This is a genomic window from Streptomyces sp. NPDC002779 (assembly GCF_042888685.1).
Lineage (GTDB): Bacteria > Actinomycetota > Actinomycetes > Streptomycetales > Streptomycetaceae > Streptomyces.
Genome location: NZ_JBIAQC010000004.1, coordinates 559,843 through 581,519, shown reverse-complemented (window position 1 = coordinate 581,519; position 21,677 = coordinate 559,843). Strand labels below are relative to the sequence as shown.

The following is a 21,677-nucleotide window of genomic DNA, read 5'->3' as shown; positions in this document are numbered from 1 at the left end:
CATGTAAGTTGCGTGCAGGACATCCAAGACGAGGGGGCAGGGTGACAATGCGCAGCGGCCGTACGGTGCGTGACCTGCGGCGGGCGAACCGCACCGCGGTGTTGCAACGGTTGTATTTCGACGGGCCCTTGAGCCGCTTCTCGCTCGGCCCGGTCACCGGGCTGAGTTCGGGGTCGGTGAGCAACGTGGTGTCCGAGCTGGTCGCCGAGGGCCTGGTCGAGGAGGCCGGCAGCGTCGACTCGGCCGGCGGCCGCCCCCGCACACTCCTGCGCATCAGCGCGCACAGCGGCTACATGATCGGCGTGGACGTCGGCGAGACGCGGGTGCGGATCGAGCTCTTCGACCTGGCACTGACCGAACTGGCCCGGGTGGAGAAGCCGCTCGCGACCGAGGGGCCGCGGCGCGTCGACCGCTACGACGTCGGTGTCGTGGTCGGTCACCTCCGCGACGGCATCACCGAAGTGCTGAGCCAGGCCGGTATCCCCGCGGAGCGGTTGCTGGGCGTCGGCATCGGCGTCCCCGGCATCGTCGCCAGGAGCGCACACGATGGCGCCGTGGTGCACGGCCAGACCATCGGCTGGGACGCCGTCCCGCTGGAGCGGTTGCTGCGCGAGTCCCGGCTGCTGCCGGAGAACGTGCCGTACTACATCGACAACGGTGCCAAGACGCTCGGCCAGGCGGAGATGTGGTTCGGTGCCGGACGGGGCGCGCAGAACGCCGTGGTGGTGCTCTTCGGTTCCGGTGTCGGCGCCTGCGTCGTCACCGACGACATGCGGTCCGGCCGGGCCGTGGAGTGGGGGCATCTGACCGTACGGGTACGGGGGCGGCAGTGCCGCTGCGGCGCCAAGGGCTGTCTGGAGGCGTACGCCGGCTCCGAAGCGCTCCTGGAACGGTGGGCCGAGGCAGGCGGGCGGCCCCTGGCCGGCGTCGACGAAGAGACCGCGCTGACCGCCATGCTCGCCGCCGCGTACCCCACCCCCGACGCCGACGGGACGACCGCGCCGACCGACGCGACCGCGCTGGCCGTCCTGGAGGAGACGGCGGAGTACCTCGGCGCCGGCTTCTCCGACCTGATCAACCTGTTCCAGCCCGAACGTGTCCTCGTCGGCGGCTGGGCCGGCCTCCAGCTCGGCCGGCGCTTCCTCGACACGGTGCGGACGTACGCCGCGTCGTACTCGCTGAAGTACCCGGCCGGGCGCGTCGAGATCGATCTGGGCACCCTCGGACCGGACGCCGTCACCGTAGGAGCCGCGATCCTGCCCCTCGCGGACTTCTTCGCCCGCGGCGGCCGCCGCCCCGAGGCGGCCCCGGAGGAGCAGAGCCCCATGTGGCAGAACAGCCTGCGGGAACGGGCGGCTCAGTGAACGAGCAACGCAAGTGGTCTTGGACTGCGCGAAGTTGAAAGAGCCCGCCCGACCACTTCACCTTTGTACCCCCGTACCCCTTCGTCAGCCCTGATGCGATGCATCAGCTGCGCTCTCGCCAGCCGCCCCTCCGGATTTGGCTCACCAGCCTGATTTCGAGGACCCTGAATTACGGGTGCTACCTGAAGGCTGAAGACCCCTGTGCCGGGGCAGCCGACAGGTGGCCGTGCGATGCTGCCTGAGTGCAGCGTGAAGTTTGCGTGACGATCATGTGAGACGGGGACGGGGCTCATGGGACAGACCGTGGGGGACGAGGGACAGAAGACGGGGGACCGGGATCCGCTGTGGGCGTCGGCCGCCTATGACGGCGATTCCTCCTGTATCGGCGCCGCGCGGCACCTGGCCACGAGCTTTCTCAGCGACGTGGAGGCCGTGCACGGGGTGCCGGTGTCCGAGCGGGCACTGGGCATGACGCAGCTGGTGGTCAGCGAACTGGTCACCAACGCGGTGAAGTACGCGCCAGGACCGGTCATGCTCGATCTGCGGATCGTCGGCGGCGCGGTACGGATTTCGGTGTGGGACAGCGACCCGGTCCTGCCGGACGTCGCCGCCACCGACCCGCGGCGAGTCGGCCGGCACGGCCTGGAGATCACCCTCGCGGTCAGCCAGGGTTACGAGGTCCATCGTGAACCCGTCGGCAAGCGCGTCACGGCGCTGATCGCGCTGGCCGACGACCCCGGCGGGCACATCGCCGGGAGCACGAATCCGTGACGTTCCTTCACCCGAGCCGGATGCCCACGATGCACGTGTCGTCGTCGGTGTCCGAGTTGCTGTAGGTCAGCAGGCGGTCCAGCTGCTGGTCGAGTGAGCTGGGCGCCGTGCGGGCGGTGGTCAGCAGGTGGACCAGGGACTCCTCCACGGACCGGTCGCGGCGTTCGATCAGACCGTCCGTGTACATCAGCAGGGTGTCCCCCTCGGCCAGTTGGATCTCGCTCTCCTCGTACCCGACCTCGGGCAGCGCGCCGAGCAGCATCCCCTTGACCAGGGGTAGAGCGGCCGCGTCACTGCCCTGGACGAGCACGGGCGGCAGGTGGCCCGCCCTCGCCCAGCGGAGCGTCCGCAGGGCCGGGTCGTACAGCCCGCACACCGCCGTCGCGGTGACGGCGCCCGTCAGGTGGTGCGCCACGATGTTGAGCCACGACAGCAGCTGGCCCGGCCCGGCACCGGTCACCGCAAGGCCACGCAGGGCGTTGCGCAGGACGACCATGCTGGTCGCGGCCTCTATGCCGTGCCCCGCCACGTCGCCCACGCACAGCAGCACCTGCCCGGAGGGCAGCTCGACGGTGTCGTACCAGTCGCCACCCACCAGCTGCTCGGTTTCCGCGGGCCGGTAGCGGACGGCCACCTGGAGGCCGGGGACCTCCAGCGGTGTCTGCTCGGGCGGCATGATGGCGTGCTGCAGCTGCAGGGTGAGCCGGTTGCGCTCGGTGGCCTGCTGCTCGGTGTGCGCCAGCTGGTCGCGAGTGGCGGCGAGCGCCACCTCGGTCCAGTGCTGGGCGGAGATGTCCTGGCAGGCGCCGCGTACGAGGAGCAGCCGGTCGTCGGTGTCGAGCACCGGCTCGGCGACGATGCGGATGTGGCGGGTCACCCCGTCCGGTCGCTGGAGCCGGAAGGCCGCGGCGGCCGGCCGCCGGTGGTGCAGCAGCGTGCGCAGGAATTGGCGGATGGCGATGCCGTCGTCCGGATGCGCGTGGGCCGGCAGATGCTCCAGGGGCACCGGGGTGCTCGACTGCGGGCGCCCATAGAGATCGAACAGCTGTCCGTTCCAGGTGATCTCACCGGTCAGCACGTTCTCCTCGAAGCCGCCGATGCGGCCGAGGCGCTGGGCGTGCTGGAGCAGGCTCGCCAGGCGCGCCGTCTCGTCCTCGATGCGCCAGATGAGCAGGACGGTGGTGCCGTGCCGACTGATGCTGATGTCCGCGACCGCCGAGAGGGGGACCTGGTCGACCAAGGCGGTGAGGTTCATCCGGCGGGCCCGGAAGGGCTCACCGGTGGCGTACACGTGCTCGATGCGGTGGAACAGCTCGCTGTCCCCCGCGGCCATCGGGTACGCCTCCAGCAGCAGCGCGCCGCTCACCACCGCACGAGCCCGGCCTGCCGGGTCCAGGAAGCGGTTGTTGACGTGCTGGATACGGAAGTCCACCAGGTTCCCGGCGTCGTCCAGGTGAGGCACCAGGACCAGCGCGGGATCGTGCAGTCCGTCGGCCAGGTCCATCAGCTCCGCGGCGTCCGGCATGACGCGCGGTTCCTGGGCGGGACCGTGCAGCAGCGTGTAGGTCTCCAGGGTGTGACCGCACAGCTCCGCCAGGGCCTCCACCTGGCGGACGATCTGCGGCGGCTGCGGCCCCAGGGGTGAGGGCCAGGCGATCTCCAGCACGCCGTGGATACGGCCCCCGGTACCGGCGGGCAGGGCGGCCCGGCCCCCGTGCGGATGGTGGTGCAGGCCGATGCTGGGAAGTCCGGTCTCCGAGAGGGACGTGAACCACTGCCCCGAGCGCTCGGTGAGCCCGCGCCGCGCCACCGTCGCCACGTCCGGCGGGACGTACCGCCAGCGAGCGGCCTCGGCCGGGGAGAACCCGGCGCTGCCCGCCAGCGTGAGCGAACCGTCGGACCCCGCGGACCACACGGCCACGGCCACCGCACCGAGCGGGCGCAGCGCCTGCTCCAGCAGGGCTTCCGCGACTGCCTGGGTGTCGTCCGCGGCCAGTGCACCGCTCTCCGCCGCGCGCAGGCGTACGGCGGCGGACTCGGCCTTGGCCTCCTCCGCGGCCCTGGTGGCGGCGAGGAACGCGTCCGTCACCTCGGACATCCGGTCCCGGGCCGCCTGGTTGATGATGTCGACGGCGAGTTCGAGAGGGGTGACCTGAGCCTGCTCGGCGAGCTCGGCGAGCTGCCGGGCGGCCTGGGCGGGCCCGCACGTCAGCCGTTCGACCAGGATGCCCTTGGCCAGTTCGATCAGGGCGCGTCCCTCGGCTTCCGCCTGGGCGGCCCGCACCTCCCGGCTGAGCCGTTCCACGGTGGCCGCCAGCCTGCCCACCGGTGTGGCGGGCGGACCGCTCGCGACATCAGCGGGCGCCGCGCCGGCGACAGGCACCGACAGCGAGGAGGACGCGCCGGGAGTTCCGGATTCGAGCTCCGGCGCACCGCCCTGATCCGGTTCGACCGGATGCTCGGACTTGCTCACGGTGTGAAGGCTCCTCGGCTGAAGCGCCCTGGGGCGCGGAACGGCAGGCGCTGCGGGGCGTCCGACCCGCCGGAGTGCGGGAGGACCGCCGACGTGCTCATGCGGGCAGCCAGCGCCGGACACAGGCGATGAGGTCGCCTGTGTCGACGGGCTTGGTGACGTAGTCGCTGGCGCCCGAGGCGATGCTCTTCTCCCGGTCGCCGGGCATCGCCTTGGCCGTGACGGCGATGATCGGCAGCTCCGCGTACTGCGGCATTTTGCGGATCTCTGCCGTGGCGGTGTAACCGTCCATCTCCGGCATCATCACGTCCATGAGCACGAGCGCGACGTCCGGGTTGTTCACCAGCGTCTCGATGCACTGGCGGCCGTTCTCGGCATGCAGCACCCGGAAGCCGTGCAACTCCAGGATCCCGCTGAGCGCGAAGAGGTTGCGCGCGTCGTCGTCGACGACCAGGACGGTACGGTCCGCCGGCTCGTCGTCGACGGGATGCGGTGTCACCGGCCGCGCGTCCTCGGACCGGACCAGGGTCAGTACGTCCCCGGGCTCCTCGGCGGACAGGTGCAGGACGATCCGCTCACGCAGTTCGTCGAGACTGGACAGGAACTCCAGCGCCCTGCCCGCCGAGTAGGACCGCAGCGTCTCTTCCCGGACCGGGTCGGTGCGATGACCGCTGTGCACCAGCACAGGAACACTCGCCAGCGCCGGGTCACCCTCCAGGGCCTCGAGGAACCGGGCGGCCTCACCGTCCGGCGTGCCCAGTTCCAGGACGACGCAGTGGCACGGGTCAGCCGCCAGGGCGCCCGCCGCCTCCTGCGCCCCGACAGCGGTGATGATCTCGACCGCGGGCCGCTGCCCGCCGTCCTCACGGCCGTGCGCGAGGTCCGCGACCACGCTCTCCGCGACGAGGGTCAGCAGGCCGCGCGGTCTGTCCTCCACGACGAGCAGGCGCCGGGGCCGCGGTCCGGGCCCGAGCCGGGGCACCTGTACCGGGCGTGACAAGCCCTCGGGGAGGGACTCGTCCGGGACCCGCTCCGGGGTGCCGCCGTGGTCGACCAGTTCCTGGAAGTCGGGACGGGCCACCGGCAGGAACAGCGTGAAGGTGCTGCCCTGGCCGGGCGTGCTGTGCACCGTGACGGCGCCGCCGAGCAGATGGGCGATCTCCCGGGTGATGGACAGGCCCAGACCGGTGCCGCCGTACTTGCGGCTCGTCGTGCCGTCCGCTTGCTGGAAGGCGCCGAAGATCGTCTCCAGGTGCTGCTCCGGGATGCCGATGCCGGTGTCCGTGACACGGAAGGCCACCACAGCGCCGCCCCGGACCACTCCGTGGGGCACCTCGTCGTCCGCCGCCGGTTCGATGCTCAACTGCACACCGCCCCGCTCGGTGAACTTCACTGCGTTCGACAGCAGGTTGCGCAGCACCTGGCGCAGCCTCGAGTCGTCCGTGAACAGGTCCGCGGGCGCGCCGGGCGCGGTCGTCACCGTGAAGTCCAGGCTCTTCTGCGTCGTCATGGGCCGGAACGTGGCCTCGACGTACTCGATGAGCTGCGGCAGCGCCACGCGCTCGGGCGTGACGTCCATCTTGCCGGCCTCGACCTTCGACAGGTCGAGGATGTCGCTGATCAGCTGGAGCAGGTCCGAGCCGGCGGAGTGGATGATCTGCGCGTACTCGACCTGCTTCGGGGTGAGGTTGCGGGCCGGGTTCTGGGCCAGCAACTGGGCGAGGATGAGCAGGCTGTTGAGCGGGGTGCGCAGCTCGTGGCTCATGTTCGCCAGGAACTCCGACTTGTACTTCGAGGCCAGCGACAGCTGCTGGGCACGGGTCTCCAGCTCCTGCCGCGCCTGCTCGATCTGCAGGTTCTTCGCCTCGATGTCCCGGTTCTGCGCCGCCAGCAGCGAGGCCTTCTCCTCCAGGTCGGCATTGGAGCGCTGCAGTTCCTCCTGCTGCACCTGCAGCTCCGCCGACCGGTCCTGGAGTTCGGCCGTCAGGCGCTGCGACTCGGCCAGCAGCTCGTCGGTACGGGCGTTGGCCACGATGGTGTTGACGTTGACGCCGATGGTCTCCATCAGCTGTGCGAGGAAGTCGTGCTGGATCTGTGTGAAGGAGGTGACCGATGCCAGCTCGATGACGCCGAGGACCTGGTCCTCGACCACAATGGGCAGCAGCACCAGCGCGGTGGGCACCACCCCGCCGAGCCCCGAGGAGATGGTCACGTAGTCCGCCGGCAGATCTTCCACCGTGATGGTGCGCCGGCTGCGGGCGGCCTGGCCGACCAGGGTACGGCCGAAGGCGATGCGCGTGGGCCGGGCGTCGTCCTCCGGGTACCCGTAGGAGCCGACGAGCCGCAGCCGAGGGCCGCCGTCGCCTTCCTCGGCCAGGTAGAAGGCCCCGTACTGGGCCGCCACCAGGGGGACCAGCTCGTCCATGATCAGTTCGGCGACCACGGGCAGGTCGCGGTGGCCCTGCATCAGGCCCGAGATCCGGGCGAGGTTCGTCTTGAGCCAGTCCTGCTCCTGGTTGGCGCGGGTCGTCTCGCGCAGGGACTCCACCATCGAGTTGATGTTGTCCTTGAGCTCGGCGACCTCGCCGGAGGCCTCGACGTTGATCGAGCGCGTCAGGTCGCCCTCCGCCACGGCGCTGGTGACCTCGGCGATCGCGCGCACCTGCCGGGTCAGGTTCCCGGCCAGCTCGTTGACGTTCTCCGTCAGGCGCTTCCAGGTGCCCGAGACACCCTCCACCTCGGCCTGTCCGCCGAGGCGTCCCTCGGTGCCGACCTCGCGGGCCACCCGGGTGACCTCGTCGGCGAAGGCCGACAGCTGGTCGACCATCGTGTTGATGGTCGTCTTGAGTTCGAGGATCTCGCCGCGTGCATCGACGTCGATCTTCTTCGACAGGTCACCCTTGGCCACCGCGGTCGTCACGAGCGCGATGTTGCGCACCTGGCCGGTGAGGTTGTTGGCCATCGAGTTGACGTTGTCGGTGAGGTCCTTCCAGGTGCCCGCGACGTTCGGCACATGCGCCTGGCCGCCGAGGCGTCCCTCGGTGCCGACCTCACGGGCCACCCGGGTGACCTCATCGGCGAAGGCCGACAGGGTGTCGACCATGGTGTTGATGACGTCCGCCAGAGCCGCGACCTCGCCCTTGGCCTCGACCGTGATGCGCTGCGACAGGTCACCGCGCGCCACGGCGGTGGCGACCTGGGCGATGGAGCGCACCTGGCCGGTCAGGTTGGAGGCCATGACGTTGACGTTGTCGGTGAGGTCCTTCCAGGTGCCCGACACGCCGCGCACCTGTGCCTGGCCGCCCAGGCGCCCCTCGGTGCCGACCTCACGGGCCACCCGCGTGACCTCATCCGCGAACGCGGACAGCTGATCGACCATCGTGTTGATGGTGCTCTTCAGTTCAAGAATCTCACCGCGCGCGTCCACGGTGATCTTCTGGGAGAGGTCTCCCTTGGCCACCGCGGTCGCCACCAGCGCGATGTTGCGGACCTGGCCGGTGAGGTTGCCCGCCATGAAGTTCACGGAGTCGGTGAGGTCGCGCCAAGTGCCCTTGACGCCCTTGACATCCGCCTGGCCGCCCAGGCGTCCCTCGGTGCCGACCTCGCGGGCCACCCGCGTGACCTCATCCGCGAACGCGGACAGCTGATCGACCATCGTGTTGATGGTGCTCTTCAATTCAAGAATCTCACCGCGCGCATCGACGGTGATCTTCTGGGAGAGGTCGCCCTGGGCCACCGCCGTGGTGACCTGGGCGATGGAGCGGACCTGGCTCGTGAGATTGCCCGCCATGTGGTTGACGGAGTCGGTGAGGTCGCGCCAGACACCGGCCACACCCGGCACCTGGGCCTGGCCGCCCAGGCGCCCCTCGCTGCCGACCTCGCGCGCGACGCGGGTGACCTCGTCGGCGAACGCGGACAGCTGGTCGACCATCGTGTTGACGGTCTCCTTCAGCTGCAGGATCTCGCCGCGGGCGGGCACGTCGATCTTCTGGGAGAGGTCGCCTTTGGCCACGGCCGTGGCCACCTGCGCGATGTCGCGGACCTGGGTGGTCAGATTGCCCGCCATGGCGTTGACCGAGTCCGTCAGGTCGGCCCAGGTCCCCGAGACGCCGGGCACCTCCGCCTGGCCGCCCAGCGTCCCCTCGGTACCCACCTCGCGGGCCACCCGGGTGACCTCGGACGTGAACACGGACAGCTGGTCCACCATGCCGTTGAAGACCTGGGCGATGTCGCCCATGAGGCCGTCGGCGTCGACCGGCAGACGGGTGCCGAAGTCCCCGTCCCGCACGGCCGTCAGGCCCGCCAGGAGCCGCCGGAGCTCCTGATCACCCTTGGAGACCTCTACGACCCCGGCGCTGTTGCTGGTCATGCGTACCCTCGTTCCGCTCCCCAGGAGCCCTCGACACCGAGAACTCGGAACCCCCCGAACCGATCGGCGGCCCGGCCGTCGTGCGTGCAGTTCCGCAGCTCACGGAAGTACGCAACGAGAAAAACACGCCGCAGGCTAACCCAGATTACCGGCGCGGAACAAAGCGTCGGAGCAACCAAGGAAATCAGGGATACGGACAGGTGGGAGTGTGCATACCCGGGCCCGGAAGGGGTACTCAGCTCGATTCGCAGTCGCAGGTGTGCGCCCGCCGCCGCGGTGACGGCGGCGCATGGTCGCAAACGGTGACGAAAGCCACTTGGCGCGCGGTGGGCGGCGGTCCCTTCTTCGGCCGTCCTGCAACTACGCCTGGGGGGCTGCTGCGCGCCGCCAGCATGAGCTTGCAACATCGCTCCCTGGCGCCACGCCGACCGGAAACATGGAGGGGTGGGCGGCCACCCGGGCAGGTGGGCGCCCACACCGTGGTCACGCGCTGACGTAGACGCGGACGGTCGTGCCCTCACTGGTGGTGTGCAGGCGCACCAGGTCGGCGACGTAGTGCACCAGGAGCAGTCCTCGCCCACCGGGCTTGCCGTGCTGCGCCGGGCGGCGCCCGGCCAAGGGGTCGGTCAGCCGTCCCGCGTCGCGGACCTCCATCACGACCTGCCCCTGCTCGGCCCAGACCGCGAGGGTTCCCCGGCCGCCGCCGTGCACCACGCTGTTGGTCGTCAGCTCCGCGATCACCAGCTCCGCATCCATCAGCCGCTCGCCGGCCAGACCCAGCCGGGCCACCTTAGCGACGCCGAACTTGCGGACCGCTGGGAGCTCCTCAGCCCCGTAGGAGAAGACGGCGGCGTCCGGCGCGGGCGTCAGCTCCTGGTTGTAGTGGGAGACGACCGCTTTCCAGTCGTAGACGTCGCTGATCTCCTCACGGCCGTCGCCGCTGATGAGGGTGGGGTGGGTGATCCGCGCATCGGCGATCACCTCCGGGTCCAGCCGTGTCTCGTCGTAGGGGCACAGGATCGTCACCGCGCGGCCCTCGAACGCGGCGTTGATCAGCGCCTCATGCTGCGCGCACGCCGGGTACTCCACCGCGCTGCGCCCGGCCCAGATCGGTTCCCCGATGATCCGCACCCGCCCCTTGGGGTGCGCGTCAGCGAATCCGCGCAGCACCTTGGGGATGATCCGCCCGGGGTTGCGGCCGGCCTCGGTCATGTCCAGGAACAGGATGTCCTGGGCGTCCGCGCCCAGCCCGTTCTTGATCAGCTCCAGGTTGGGGCCGGGCACCGCGACGGCCATCGGCTCGCCGTTGGCCAGCCCTTCCCTCAGGAACGACAGCGTCTGCTGCGTGTACTCCTGCTCGCTGCGGTAGAACAGGGCAGGGTGCACGAACAGGTCGTCGGCATGTACGGCGCTCATCGCGGCGCCACCTCGATCCGGTTCAAGCCCGGCCAGAACATGGCCAGCACCGCGGGCAGCTGGGGCGGGGGATGTTCGACGACCACCCGTCCGTCGGGCAGGTTCATGGCGGTGACCGCCAGCGCCGTCACGCCGGCCACGTCGACGAAGGCCACGTCGGACAGCTCCACGTAGGAGACACCCGCATGCTGCCGGGCCAGGTCGGACAGGGCCCGCTCCCAGGCCGGGCGGGTGAGCGCGCTGATCTCACCACGGGCACGTATCCCGGTACGACCGGGCAACGGGCTCACCTCCAACATGATCCTCCCTGGCATTGCCGGACCGTGTGGGGCATCCCCGCTCGGTCTCCTCCACCCATCCAGCAGCCACCTGCCGACTGCCTCTCCCAACAGTACGGGCAGCAAAAAGCTTCTTCCGGACCCTTAGCCTATAGCGGCATCCCAGTTGCTCCGGCGGGTGCGTGCCCGGTGCCCGCGCCTACGCACCGGCGGCCGGGGCCGAGGACATCCCTCTCGATCTTGTCGACGACTTCCCCACCCTCATCGTGCGGCCACTGACCCGAAACGCCCAGCCAAAGTGTGGCTCCTCGCGTCAGCACGCATACAGCGGGTACCCGCGTCAGGGCAAAGCCGGGTTCGTTGCAAGGAGGGGTCACAGTGGATGAATCGTCGTTGCGAGCGGTGGGCTGGGCACGCTCGCTGCCCATGCACACCGGCCCGAAGGCGGCGCGCGACTGGGCCCGCAAGCATCTGGAGACGCTCGACTGGGCGCACAGCGCTCCCCAGACCGTGGACGATGTGCTGCTGACCGTGTCGGAACTGGTCACCAACGCACACATCCACGCACGCTCCTCCGCTCGGCTCGTCCTGACCTGGGACGGCCAGTGCCTGCACGTCACCGTGCACGACGACAACGCCGCCCTGCCCACCCCACGCGCCCCCAGCGGTGACCGCCTCGGCGGGCGGGGCATGTTCCTGGTCGACGCCTTGGCCGACGACTGGGAAGCCCGCCCCTGCCCCGACGGCAAGTCCGTCACGGCCTGCTTTCACCCTCCGCGCCCGACCGAGGACGCCCGCTGACCTGGCGTGAGCTATTGAGCTTGTTCGACGAGGAAGCGTGTCTTCTTCTCGCGATTTCCGCACGTTTTCATGTCGCACCACTTCCGTGTGCCGCCTCGGCTCGTGCCCAGGAAAGCGGCTCGGCACGTGAGCGAGGCGCACAGGGAGATCTCTCCCTCGCGCTCTCCCGCGAGAAGACTGATCGCGTCGGCGGCGATCACGCTGAGCGCATCTTCCACGGAAGAGGATCCCAGCCGCCTTTTTCGGTCACCCTCGGGGGTCAGGATCGTGGCAGCCGCGTGAATTGATTCCCTTAGCTCTCGGGCCCGGTCGAGCTGGAGCTTGGTGCAGGAGTCGGCCGCGAGTCCATTGACTGCCAACTAGTCCGTGAGCCGAGTGGGCACAGGGATGCGTTCCACTGTTTCACCGCGACGCTCTGACAGGGTCCCCGTGAAGTTGGCCGTCAGCACTTTACCGAGGCGAAACTCAGGGCCACACACAGGAGCCACCGGGACTCTCGTGAATCCTCCAAGGTCAGCAGCAGGTTTCCGGCCACCAACTGGGGTGACTCGCCAAGCCGGAGGTAGTTGACAATGCTGGATTTAGCGGTGCTGCCAGGCTACATTGCGGTGATCCTGCTCTTTCTCGCTCCGCCCGGGCCCGATATGGCTTACATGCTCGCAGTGGGCCTTGAGGGGGGTCGCCTGTCCGCACTGAAAGCCATCCTCGGCATAGGTACAGGTATGAGCGTCTATGCCGCCGCCGTCGTTGCCGGGATGGGCGAAGTCGCCCGATCTCACCCATCGGTGCTTGATGCGGTGAGAATATTGGGTGCCGCGTATTTGCTGTGGCTGGCGTACGTGACCATGCGAAATGCGCGGCGGGCGATCAACGGACACGGTGATATCGCGACAGGCAGGTGGTATCTGCGAGGCGTGTTGGTCAGCCTGACGAATCCGAAAATAATTCTTTTTTACCTCGCGGTCCTCCCGCAGTTCATAGGGAGTGCAGAGAATCCTGAACTACAGATGGCCATGCTCGGTGCGATCAATGTCCTGATGGAGATAATTCTTTACGGGGGCATCGGAGTTTTGTCGGGATCGTTTCATGGACGACTCACCGGCTCCACAAGGGCGACGGCCGTGCTGAATTATGCTGCGTGCGCCGTTTATGTGGTGCTGGCAGCGGCGATCACTGTCGAGATTCTCCTGGCATATTGATCCGCGTTCAGCGTTTCGTCTCGTACCTGTTCAGGACCACACCGCCGGGAAACGTCCGGGTCTCCACCAGGTTCAGGTTCGTCCGGCCGTCCAGCGCGGTGAAGAACGGTTTGCCGCTACCCACCAGGACGGGATGGGTCACGATCGTGTACTCGTCGATCAGCCCGGCCCGCATCGCCGCCCCGGCGAGCGCTGCGCCACCGACCCTCATCGGGCCACCGTCCCCGGCCTTGAGCCGAGTGATCTCCGCGACCGCGTCACCGGTGACCAGGCGAGCGTTCCAGTCGACCTTGTCGACCGTCGAGGAGAACACCACCTTCGGCGTCTCCCGCCAGTTCCGCGCGAAGTCGATCTGCGCTGGCGTAGCGCCCGGCTGCTGGTCGCCGGTCGGCCAGTAGGAGCTCATGGTCTCCCACAGCTTGCGCCCGTACAGCAACAGGCTGATCGCCCGCTCCTCGTCGAGCCACCAATGGAACAGTTCGTCGCTCGGCTCGCTCCAGCTGAGGTCGTCGCCGGGCGCGGCGACATAGCCGTCCAGGGACAGGTTCATGCCGTAGAGCAGTCTCCGCATAACGCCGGCCTTCCGTCAGTCGGTCTCGGAAGTTTAGACGGGCTTTGGCCCGAATCCTGGATACGGGTTATGCGGATGGTGTGAGCGTAGTTTGTGTGCCCTTGCTGTCCCGCAGGCTTCGACCCGTGGATTGGCTTGTGGATTGGCCCGTGGATTACAGAAAGCGGCGGATGGGAAAGACGGCCGCCTCCCCCAGTCGCCGGGTGACGGAGCGGCGTTTCCAGCGACCCTTCTCGATCCGTTCACTGACCTGCAAGTCTTCGTCGAAGTGCCGGTTGAGGGTGGCGGCGAAGTCTTCGTCGAGGACGGCGAGCATGACTTCTTCGTCGTGATCGAGAGACCGGCGGTTGAAATTGGTGGAGCCGATCAAGGCGGCTACCTGGTCGACGGTGATGACCTTGGCGTGCATCATCGTCGGCTGGTACTCGAAGATGCGCACCCCGCAGTCGAGCAGGTCTTCGTAGAAGTGCTGGCCGGCCAGCTGACAGACGCGCTTGTCGGTGTGGGGGCCGGGCAGCAGGATCTCCACCTCGACGCCGCGCCGGGCGGCCGCGCACAGCAATTCGATGAAGTAGGCGTCAGGGGCGAAGTAGGCGGTGGCCAACCGGAATTGGTGCTGCGCGCATTCGATCATGACCCGTAGCAGGGTCTGCATGTCCTGCCAGCCGAGGCTCGCCGAGCCGCGGACGACCTGGACCACGGCATCGCCTTCCGGCGTGTGGTCGCTGAAGCGGTCGCGTTCATCGAAGAGGGTGTCATGGCATTCGGCCCAGTTCTGCGCGAAGGCGGCGGCGATACCGTCCACCGCGGGTCCGCGAACCTGAACGTGAGTGTCACGCCATTCATGCTCGTTGCGAGCGTCTCCGCACCATTCCTCGGCGATACCCACTCCGCCGGTGAACGCCGTCTCCTCGTCCACGACCACCACCTTGCGATGGCAGCGGTGATTCTGCTTGAGCGGAGTGAGGTACAAGGGCTTACGGAACCACGCCACTTCGACCCCGGCCCGGCCCATCATATCCAGCAAATTCCGCTCAATAAGCCGACTGCCGAAGCCGTCCAGCAGTAGCCGCACACGCACCCCGTTGCGAGCCCGGTCAGCCAGCGCCTCGGCGAACTGGCGGGCTATCTCGCCACGCCAGTACACGAACGTCATCATGTCCACGGTGTGTTGGGCGCTGCGGATGCTCTTGAGCATCGCCGCGAAGATCTCGTCTCCGTTACGCAGCGGCAGGAGGGCGTTGCCTTCCGTGGCGGCGATGCCGATCAGTCGCTCCAGACGGCGCCTCATCCGTTGTATGTGTTCCGCCGGGGACGAGGACGACGCGGCTGTCACTCGGGACCCTTCTGACTCGGTGGGTGTGCTGGTCACGGCTCCTCCTGGCCGGTCGAGAAAGGCCGCCCCGCGCGTCCGGCACCGCCGAGGCGAGCCGACTGTACACAGGGAGGGTGAACTCGGGACAGTGCCCGGGGTCGGCCGTACTCGAGAACTGCAGCGGCGCACCTTATACCGCACCGCAGAAGGATCAAACCCAAAAACTCGCAGGTATGCCTTCTCGAAGGCAGGGCACATGCTTCTGCGGAGGTCGATAATCATGGTTCCCCTGCTTCTTGTTCTACTTCTCGCACTCGTTCTTTTCGGCGCCGGCTTCGCTCTCAAGGCCCTGTGGCTGATAGCGGTCGTCGTTCTCGTGGTGTGGTTGCTGGGGTTTGTTATGCGGCCCCATGCCAGTAGCGGCCGTCGGGGTCGCTGGTACCGCTGGTAGCCAGCAAGAAATACGCAGGCGGGCTGGGCCAAAGAATCTCTTTGGCCCAGCCCTCCTGCGTATGCACTAGCATTACTGCTTACTCTCATGACGCGTTAAGCAGCGTCGCTAGGAAATGCAGCAAATGAAATACTGCTCCCTATAGGGGCATACCTGGAGCTGCCCGAGTACCGATCAGCCAGCTCCCGTATCGCGCCCTCGAACTGGACGGTTTGGCCTGGGCAGTTGAGCGATCACAGGCACGGTCGTGTGATGCTGGCGAAGTGACTGATCAATGCGAGGTTGTCATCGTCCGCTGGCCAGGTCAGGGGCCCTCCGCGGACCGGTTGGCCAAGCTGTTGGCGGCCTACCATCTGCAAACGGAGGCCGAGAAGGGCGAGGCCGTTGTTGATGCGCACGGGTTGCCGGACCGCTACCGGTCAGAAATCTCGGACCCGCGGGCCGCGTTCGCCGACGATGTCGTACTGATGGCCCTGAGCGGCGACGAAGTCGTTGGCTGTGTGGTGGTGACCGCCCCCCACAGCGGGCGTTCGGAGATCAAGAGGCTCTGGACGGACCCGGCCTTCCGTAGTCGGGGCGTCGCGGCCGGCCTGGTCAGCGCGGCGCTCGCGCATGCCGCGGGGAGCGGCGTCAGCACGGTACGGCTGTCGGTGTGGAAGTGGCGGACGGCTGCCATCGCCCTGTACGAGCGACTCGGCTTCACCGTCGCCGAATCTTGGGAGGAACGGGAGCAACTGGTGTGCATGGAGCGTGCCGTGTCAGGGGCGGCAGCCACTCACTGATCACTGCGACCAGGGCGGCCGACTCGTATTGGACGGCGAGTGGGCTCGGTGTCGATGCCACCGGTTGATGCTGCGCTCTCGCTGGACGCCGACTTCGGCGAGGGGCGATCGCTGTACGACCTGATCGCTTATGGCCCCGTCGACCGGGATGTCTTCCTACCAGAGCCGACCGTGATCGTCGATGAGTGTGGGCCAGTTCGATAGAAGAGACGGACTGCCTTGCATCAGTTGCTGGATCGCCAGGATGGCAACGATCAGAAGGATCCGGAGTACAAGAGCTGCTCCTCCTACAGCACACGACTTGAGCGTGTCGGAGAGAGGACCGCCGGTCACACTTCAGAACGGTCGCGTCAACGTTTGCGGTTCTGCGCCCTCACCACCAGCAGTACCGCCGCGATGAACACGATGCCCAGGATGACGCTGAGCACCGCGCTGCCACTGCTCGCCCCGCCCGCCGCGAAGGTCATAGTGCTGACTCCTTAGCTCGTGATCAGTTCGTTGGTCCCGTATCCGAGGAGCGCGTACCCGGCATCCACGCCCGTGGCGGCTCGGCCGGCGACCGCGCTCCCCTTCGACACGGGCTTGGCGCCCCCTCCGACACCGAGGGTGAAGGAGCTGACTACTGCTACCCCGGCGATCTCGGAACCGGACGCCCCGCTGACGGCCCGCACCGGCGATGTCCATATCGGCCGCAGCGAGGCCGAGACCGATGCCTAGCGGGCCGGAGGCCGCCAGTGCGCCGACCGTCAGGCCGATACCCGGACCTCCCGGGCACCACCGAGAGAAGACAGACCCGTGGGGTCGCATTGCTCACCGGGTCGCCGCCGCCTCGGCCTGGTCCTGCCGCCAACCCAACAGCCGCTCCCACAAGCCCGCGACCGGGCCCAGTGCCACCCGCACGCCCGGATCAGCCAGCAGGCCCACCGGTCCTGGGATCGACCGGGCGGGGATCAGGCGGCGGTTTCGGGCGCGAGGGCCTGATCGAGAGTGGGGTACAGCGGGATGACGTCGTCGAGGCCGACGATGCGCAGCAGCTGGAGCACGGGGGCGGGAGTGTGGGCCAAGCGGAGCCAGCCACCGCAGGCCCGGGCCTCGTTGTTCGCGACGACGAGGACATTGATACCGCTCGAGTCCATGAAGGTGACGTCCCGGAAGTCAATGACCGTGTACCGGACGGATCTGTCGTCGTCGGTGAGCGCCTGGCGGAAAACGTCGGCCGTAGTGTGATCGATCTCTCCGGCCAGCGCGAGGACGTGCACTCCAGCGGTGGTGTGCTCGGAAACGGTCAAGCGTGCCTGGCTCATGCCGCCTCCTGTCCGCCCTCAAGGGGCACTCACCGTTGCCAATATCGGTACCCATGCACAGTACGCCGTACCAAGGTATCAACTGCCGCTGTGGAGGCACTGTCGGCGGAAGCTCAAGTCATCGATCGGAGCGCAAGGTGGGAGGGTGCGGGTGGCGCTCCGCCGCCGGCACGCTGCCCGCCTGTGCCCTGGTGGAAGCCCACCACGTTGAGGGGCGGCAGCAGGCCGTCACCCGGCCGCAGGGGCCGCTCAGTCACCAGAGGCCCATGGATCTTGTCGCATACGGCCAGCACCGTGCCGCGGTCATCGGGCCCCTACGCGGTGAACTGATTGGTGTTGCCGACGTGGGCTCGTACTACCTCACTGTGCGGGGCGGCACCGAGCAGGGCGATCACGACCAAGGTTAGGCCGAGGCTGCATGCGTCGTACTGGCCGTCGCGCGCGAGCCGAAAGAGGGCGCCGGTGACTGCTCTTCCTGCCCGGCCAAAGGCGAGCGGATACAGTGCGCAGGACGGCAGCCTGGTTTGTGAGGGGAAGCGTGACCGACACCAGCGACACCCGACCCGCCGACCGTGACGCGCGAGCGCCACGGCAGAGCTGGCTGCACCGCGTGATGCGCTACCTCCCGCTGATCGCCCCTGTTCTGCTGTGGGCTGTGCCGTGTTGGGTGCTCCTGCACACCGGCCAGCACTGGCCGCTGCCCATCACGCTCGCCGGCACCGGCCTGTTCGTCCTCGGGCTCGTCACCATGCCGCTCGCGATGGCGCGCGGTCACGGTCGGCGCCAGCAGGACTGGGCTGCGATCGTCGGTGACACTCTGTTGGGCACCAGCTGGGTCCTGTTCACCTGGTCCGTTGTACTCGGCGTCCTGCTACGGCTCGCCCTGACCTTGGCCGGCGTAGGCGAGGGCCAGGACCGGGCCCGAATCGTCACCTGGGCCGTCCTCGGCGTCAGCGCCGTCCTGCTCGCCTGGGGCTACGCAGAAGCCCGCCGCGTGCCGCGCGTACGCAGACTCGACGTGCAACTCCCCCGCCTGGGTGCCGGGTTGGACGGCCTGCGCGTCGTCCTCATCACCGACACCCACTACGGCCCCCTCGACCGCGCCCGCTGGTCGGCACAGGTCTGCGAAAAGGTGAACACCCTGCAGGCCGACCTGGTCTGCCACACCGGCGACATCGCGGACGGCACGGCCGAACGCCGCCGTGCCCAGGCCGCCCCGCTTGCCACCGTGCAGGCGACGCGTGCCCGTGTCTACGTCACCGGCAACCACGAGTACTACAGCGAGGCCCAGGGCTGGGTCGACCTGATGGACGAGCTGGGCTGGGAGCCGCTGCGCAACCGCCACGTGCTGCTGGAACGCGGAGGCGACACCCTTGTGGTCGCCGGAGTGGATGACGTCACCGCCGAGTCCTCCGGCCTGGCCGGCCATCGCGCCCACCTCGCCGGAGCCCTGGACGGCGCCGACCCTGACCTGCCCGTCCTGCTTCTGGCACACCAGCCCAAGTTCATCGACCGAGCGGCAGCCGCCGGTATCGACCTCCAACTCTCCGGCCACACCCACGGCGGCCAGATCTGGCCCTTCCACCACCTCGTCCGCCTCGACCAGCCCGCCCTCGCCGGCCTCAGCCACCACGGCTCCCGCACCTTGCTCTACACCAGCCGCGGCACCGGCTTCTGGGGCCCGCCCTTCCGCGTCTTCGCCCCCAGCGAGATCACCCTCCTCGTGCTCCGCTCCCCTCACCGGTCCAGCTCCAACTGACGCTGTGATCGCACAGGTTGACCAACTTCAGGTTGCTGAGCCGAGGCCCACGACGACATTGCAGCCGGTTCAGCGCTGACCATCGCCTCCTTGGAATAGGACGGTACGAAGACCAAGCCGCCTCCTACGCCGACAGTCATCAGGCCGGCCAGGACCTCGCGCAGTCGACAAGGTGGAAGTCAGCAGCACCGACCACATGCAGCTCTACGTCTGCCCGACCTCCCCCGGGCACCCGCGCACCGACCTGATCCAATGAGGCTTGGAATGGGAGCGCGGGTCAGTAACGTGGCTGGAGCGAGAGAGGTCTCGGCTGGGCATTGGGCTGGCTAGGCTCTCGGACATGAATTCGGCCATGACCAGCGGTGTGACCAATGAGCCCGTAATCCTTGACGCCATGGAGCTGACTTCCGATCCGGATCTGGAGGCTCGTTTTGCCCCCTCGGCACACCAGATCCTGTCGGACCTGGTCAGTGGAGGTGCCGCGCTGGGCTGGGTCGAACCACCCTCGCCGGATGAGGTGGCGGAACTTCTCGGCCACGTCGTCTCTGCGGTGCAAGCCGGGGATGCGGCCCTGCGGGTCGCTTATCTCGACCGTCGGCTGGTGGGGTTGGGGTACTGGCTCCGTTACGCCCGGCCGACCCATCGGCCACACGCCGATCTGGAGAAGATCGCGGTGGCCGCTGCTGCCCATGGTCATGGTGTCGGCCGGGCGCTGACCGCTGCCTTGATCGCTGACGCCCGGGAGGCGGGTATCGAGGTCCTCACCCTGGACGCCCGGGGCGACAACACCAATGCCCTGCACCTCTACCGGTCATCGGGCTTCACCGAATACGGCCGTCTGCCCGGCTTCGTCGCCGTCGGCGAACACCGCTACGACAAGGTCCTCTACATGCTGGACTTCCGCCAGCAAGACTGACCTGGGCTCGCCCTTCCGGCTCGTTTGATCTTGTGCCAAGATCGCGGAATGCTACGACTAACCGACTTCATCATCGACTGCCCGGACACGATGAAGCTGGCAGCCTTCTACTCCGAAGTGACGGGGCTCCCGGTCAAGGAGAGCAGTAACGAGCACTGGGCCGGTATCCAGTTCGGCGAGATCGAACTGGCCTTCATCCAGGTGGAGGACTACCGCGCCCCGCAGTGGCCCGACAGCGAGCACCCCAAGCAGTTCCACCTCGACTTCGAAGTCGACGACATCGAGGCCGAACAACGCCGCATCCTCGCCCTCGGCGCGACCCTTCAGCGGGACTGCGTCGGCCCCGACGGCTACGGCTTCCGCGTCTACACCGATCCCATCGGCCACCCTTTCTGCCTCTGCCGCAACAAGGGTGTCACCTGGACCGATCAGGGCCCGACCTGGCCCAGGCACGACCAGTAGGCCGTGTTTCGAAGTAGGCGGAGTCATTCGCTGATGGCGGTGATGTGGACGGTGGCCAGGTAACAGACGGCCACCATGTCAGCCGCGGGCTTCTTCCAGCAGACCTGCCGCATGTGCGGTCCGCTGATACACCACGTAGCGCCCGTCTCTGACCTTGGTGACGAGGCGGGCGCGGTGCAGTGCGCTCAGGTGGTAGGAGACGGTGCCCGGTGTGTATCCGAGCCGGGCGGCGAGTTCCTTGGTGGAGCGGGGGGTCTCGAGGTCCGCCAGCAAGGCCGCTCGGGTGTTGCCGACCACTTGCGCGATCCTTCCGGACCTGCGCCCCCTGCTGGCTCCGATCCGCTGGGCGGGGTAGTAGAGGACGAACTGTCCAGGGGTGTCGACCTGGATGATGACGTCGGGCCGGTTGAGCACGCTGGGGGCGAGGACCAGGTCCCGGCCGGTGACATCTATGTCGCCATCCCACGACTTGGCGAGGATGATCGCGTCGCCTGCCCAATCCATGTCGGGGTGAAGTGTTCCGAGCGCCCGGCCGACGCCATGGGTGGCGATGGCCGTCGCACGGTAGGCGATGTCCTGATCGAGGATCGAGCGTAGTTCGGGCCAGCCCTCGGAGAGGGCATCACGCCAGAACCGGGCTAGACCGTTGGCGAGATGACGCTGCATCCGACCCGACTCGGCGATCCGGCGGGTCGTGGCCAGCAGCGGCCTGTTCCAGTGGGTACGGGTGTAGGTGAAGACCTGGGTTTCCAGGTCTTCCTGCGCTGCGGCCTCGATCTGCGCGATCTGCTCGTCGAGCAGGTCACGACGCTGCGCGCCCGTCCCTGGCTGAGGGGTGAGCAGGTCAGGTATGTAGGTGTCGCCGTTTCGCGGCAGCAGGTCTGCGAGCAGGGCAACGTCCGGATGGGCAAGTGACGCGCGGGCGCGTGGTCCGGGATCTCCGAACACCGGGTGCCGTCCCGACGCGGCAGTGAGTTTTAACCACGCCATGGACTCGGACGCGGGGGAAGGGGCTAACCGCGTCCTGGCCATGGTGTCGGCGTCTACACGCAGAGTGAGCACCGCGCCGACGGTAGCAGTCGTCGCGATGGATTTGAACGGGCTCGAATGCTTTCCGGCGCGAAGTCCACGCGCGGTTACGTCGTGGCTCCGAACAACGGCAGCGACCTCGCTGCCCGTTCTGAGGCGGTTGTCTCCGTACGACGTGAGGTTGTGCACCCGTTACCCCAAAAGCATGGGAGGCATGCGAGTTACGCGAACGGGCGCAGGTTCGTTAGTCGCCATCACTGCCGTTCTCGGCCAGAGTCTGGCAACCGCCAGCCCCGCCGCAGCTGCAGATGCCGGCACCTGGCGTGCTTACGGCAACACGAATCCGATTACCTCCAGCTCCGCCACGTGGGCGTGCGCCGGCAGCAAGACGGTCGACACCTCTGTACTCGCGCAGGT

17 protein-coding genes and 1 pseudogene are annotated in these 21,677 nt (G+C 68.2%); 9 read left to right on the top strand and 9 right to left on the bottom strand.

The genetic code is table 11. The annotated features are described in order from the left end of the window. Positions 1–41: 41 nt before the first annotated feature. Both ACFYW5_RS15385 and ACFYW5_RS15380 read left to right on the top strand, forming a co-directional pair. Positions 42–1,364, top strand: coding sequence for an ROK family protein (locus ACFYW5_RS15385; protein ID WP_389417453.1), 1,323 nt, complete (start codon positions 42–44; stop codon positions 1,362–1,364). A 291-nt stretch (positions 1,365–1,655) separates the two neighbouring features. Continuing rightward, a complete protein-coding gene (locus tag ACFYW5_RS15380; RefSeq protein ID WP_389417452.1) occupies positions 1,656–2,135 on the top strand; it encodes an ATP-binding protein in 480 nt (159 codons plus the stop codon). A gap of 7 nt (positions 2,136–2,142) precedes the next feature. On the opposite strand, the gene ACFYW5_RS15375 is transcribed toward ACFYW5_RS15380, so the two are convergent. From ACFYW5_RS15375 to ACFYW5_RS15360, 4 genes are all read right to left on the bottom strand, one after another. After that, positions 2,143–4,524, bottom strand: a complete 2,382-nt coding sequence (locus ACFYW5_RS15375; RefSeq protein WP_389417487.1) for a SpoIIE family protein phosphatase — start codon at positions 4,522–4,524, stop codon at positions 2,143–2,145. Positions 4,525–4,705: 181 nt separating this feature from the next. Beyond that, positions 4,706–8,977 carry a HAMP domain-containing protein gene (locus ACFYW5_RS15370; RefSeq protein WP_389417451.1) on the bottom strand — a complete coding sequence of 1,424 codons (4,272 nt, stop codon included), beginning with the start codon at positions 8,975–8,977 and terminating at the stop codon, positions 4,706–4,708. Positions 8,978–9,460: 483 nt separating this feature from the next. Continuing rightward, complete coding sequence (locus ACFYW5_RS15365) at positions 9,461–10,393, bottom strand: anti-sigma factor RsbA family regulatory protein (RefSeq protein ID WP_389417450.1); 933 nt, start codon at positions 10,391–10,393, stop codon at positions 9,461–9,463. Further along, positions 10,390–10,692, bottom strand: coding sequence for an STAS domain-containing protein (locus ACFYW5_RS15360; RefSeq protein WP_389417449.1), 303 nt, complete (start codon positions 10,690–10,692; stop codon positions 10,390–10,392). The genes ACFYW5_RS15365 and ACFYW5_RS15360 overlap by 4 nt, the downstream gene beginning before the upstream one ends. Before the next feature lie 405 nt (positions 10,693–11,097). Between ACFYW5_RS15360 and ACFYW5_RS15355 the strand changes: the two genes are divergently transcribed. Next, the gene (locus ACFYW5_RS15355; RefSeq protein ID WP_389417486.1) at positions 11,098–11,472 is read left to right on the top strand and encodes an ATP-binding protein; all 375 of its coding nucleotides are present in this window, start codon (positions 11,098–11,100) and stop codon (positions 11,470–11,472) included. Positions 11,473–11,483: 11 nt separating this feature from the next. On the opposite strand, the pseudogene ACFYW5_RS15350 reads toward ACFYW5_RS15355, so the two are convergent. Further along, a pseudogene (locus ACFYW5_RS15350) lies at positions 11,484–11,951 on the bottom strand (CGNR zinc finger domain-containing protein). 93 nt (positions 11,952–12,044) lie between these two features. Between ACFYW5_RS15350 and ACFYW5_RS15345 the strand changes: the two are divergent. Further along, positions 12,045–12,671 carry a LysE family translocator gene (locus ACFYW5_RS15345; RefSeq protein WP_389417448.1) on the top strand — a complete coding sequence of 209 codons (627 nt, stop codon included), beginning with the start codon at positions 12,045–12,047 and terminating at the stop codon, positions 12,669–12,671. A gap of 7 nt (positions 12,672–12,678) precedes the next feature. Here the strand turns inward: ACFYW5_RS15345 and ACFYW5_RS15340 are convergent, their stop codons facing one another. Both ACFYW5_RS15340 and ACFYW5_RS15335 read right to left on the bottom strand, forming a co-directional pair. Further along, positions 12,679–13,242: a dihydrofolate reductase family protein gene (locus tag ACFYW5_RS15340; protein WP_389417447.1), complete on the bottom strand. Its 564-nt coding sequence runs from the start codon at positions 13,240–13,242 to the stop codon at positions 12,679–12,681. A gap of 154 nt (positions 13,243–13,396) precedes the next feature. Next, positions 13,397–14,533 carry a phosphatidylserine/phosphatidylglycerophosphate/cardiolipin synthase family protein gene (locus ACFYW5_RS15335; RefSeq protein WP_389417446.1) on the bottom strand — a complete coding sequence of 379 codons (1,137 nt, stop codon included), beginning with the start codon at positions 14,531–14,533 and terminating at the stop codon, positions 13,397–13,399. 304 nt (positions 14,534–14,837) lie between these two features. Here ACFYW5_RS15335 and ACFYW5_RS15330 point away from each other — a divergent pair, with 304 nt between their 5' ends. Next, complete coding sequence (locus tag ACFYW5_RS15330; protein WP_389417445.1) at positions 14,838–15,008, top strand: hydrophobic protein; 171 nt, start codon at positions 14,838–14,840, stop codon at positions 15,006–15,008. A 263-nt stretch (positions 15,009–15,271) separates the two neighbouring features. Then, positions 15,272–15,790 carry a GNAT family N-acetyltransferase gene (locus ACFYW5_RS15325; protein ID WP_389417444.1) on the top strand — a complete coding sequence of 173 codons (519 nt, stop codon included), beginning with the start codon at positions 15,272–15,274 and terminating at the stop codon, positions 15,788–15,790. Positions 15,791–16,740: 950 nt separating this feature from the next. On the opposite strand, the gene ACFYW5_RS15320 is transcribed toward ACFYW5_RS15325, so the two are convergent. Beyond that, on the bottom strand, positions 16,741–17,094 hold the full coding sequence (locus tag ACFYW5_RS15320; protein ID WP_389417443.1) for an STAS domain-containing protein: 354 nt from the start codon (positions 17,092–17,094) through the stop codon (positions 16,741–16,743). Between the two features lie 538 nt (positions 17,095–17,632). Between ACFYW5_RS15320 and ACFYW5_RS15315 the strand changes: the two genes are divergently transcribed. The 3 genes from ACFYW5_RS15315 to ACFYW5_RS15305 all read left to right on the top strand — a co-directional run bounded on the left by ACFYW5_RS15315 (position 17,633) and on the right by ACFYW5_RS15305 (position 20,231). Next, the gene (locus ACFYW5_RS15315) at positions 17,633–18,853 is read left to right on the top strand and encodes a metallophosphoesterase (protein WP_389417442.1); all 1,221 of its coding nucleotides are present in this window, start codon (positions 17,633–17,635) and stop codon (positions 18,851–18,853) included. A 352-nt stretch (positions 18,854–19,205) separates the two neighbouring features. Next, positions 19,206–19,769 (top strand): GNAT family N-acetyltransferase, encoded by a 564-nt coding sequence (locus tag ACFYW5_RS15310; RefSeq protein WP_389417485.1) that lies wholly within the window; start codon positions 19,206–19,208, stop codon positions 19,767–19,769. Positions 19,770–19,817: 48 nt separating this feature from the next. Next, positions 19,818–20,231 (top strand): VOC family protein, encoded by a 414-nt coding sequence (locus ACFYW5_RS15305; RefSeq protein ID WP_389417441.1) that lies wholly within the window; start codon positions 19,818–19,820, stop codon positions 20,229–20,231. A 78-nt stretch (positions 20,232–20,309) separates the two neighbouring features. Here the strand turns inward: ACFYW5_RS15305 and ACFYW5_RS15300 are convergent, their stop codons facing one another. After that, on the bottom strand, positions 20,310–21,293 hold the full coding sequence (locus ACFYW5_RS15300; RefSeq protein ID WP_389417440.1) for an ArsR/SmtB family transcription factor: 984 nt from the start codon (positions 21,291–21,293) through the stop codon (positions 20,310–20,312). Positions 21,294–21,677: the final 384 nt, after the last annotated feature.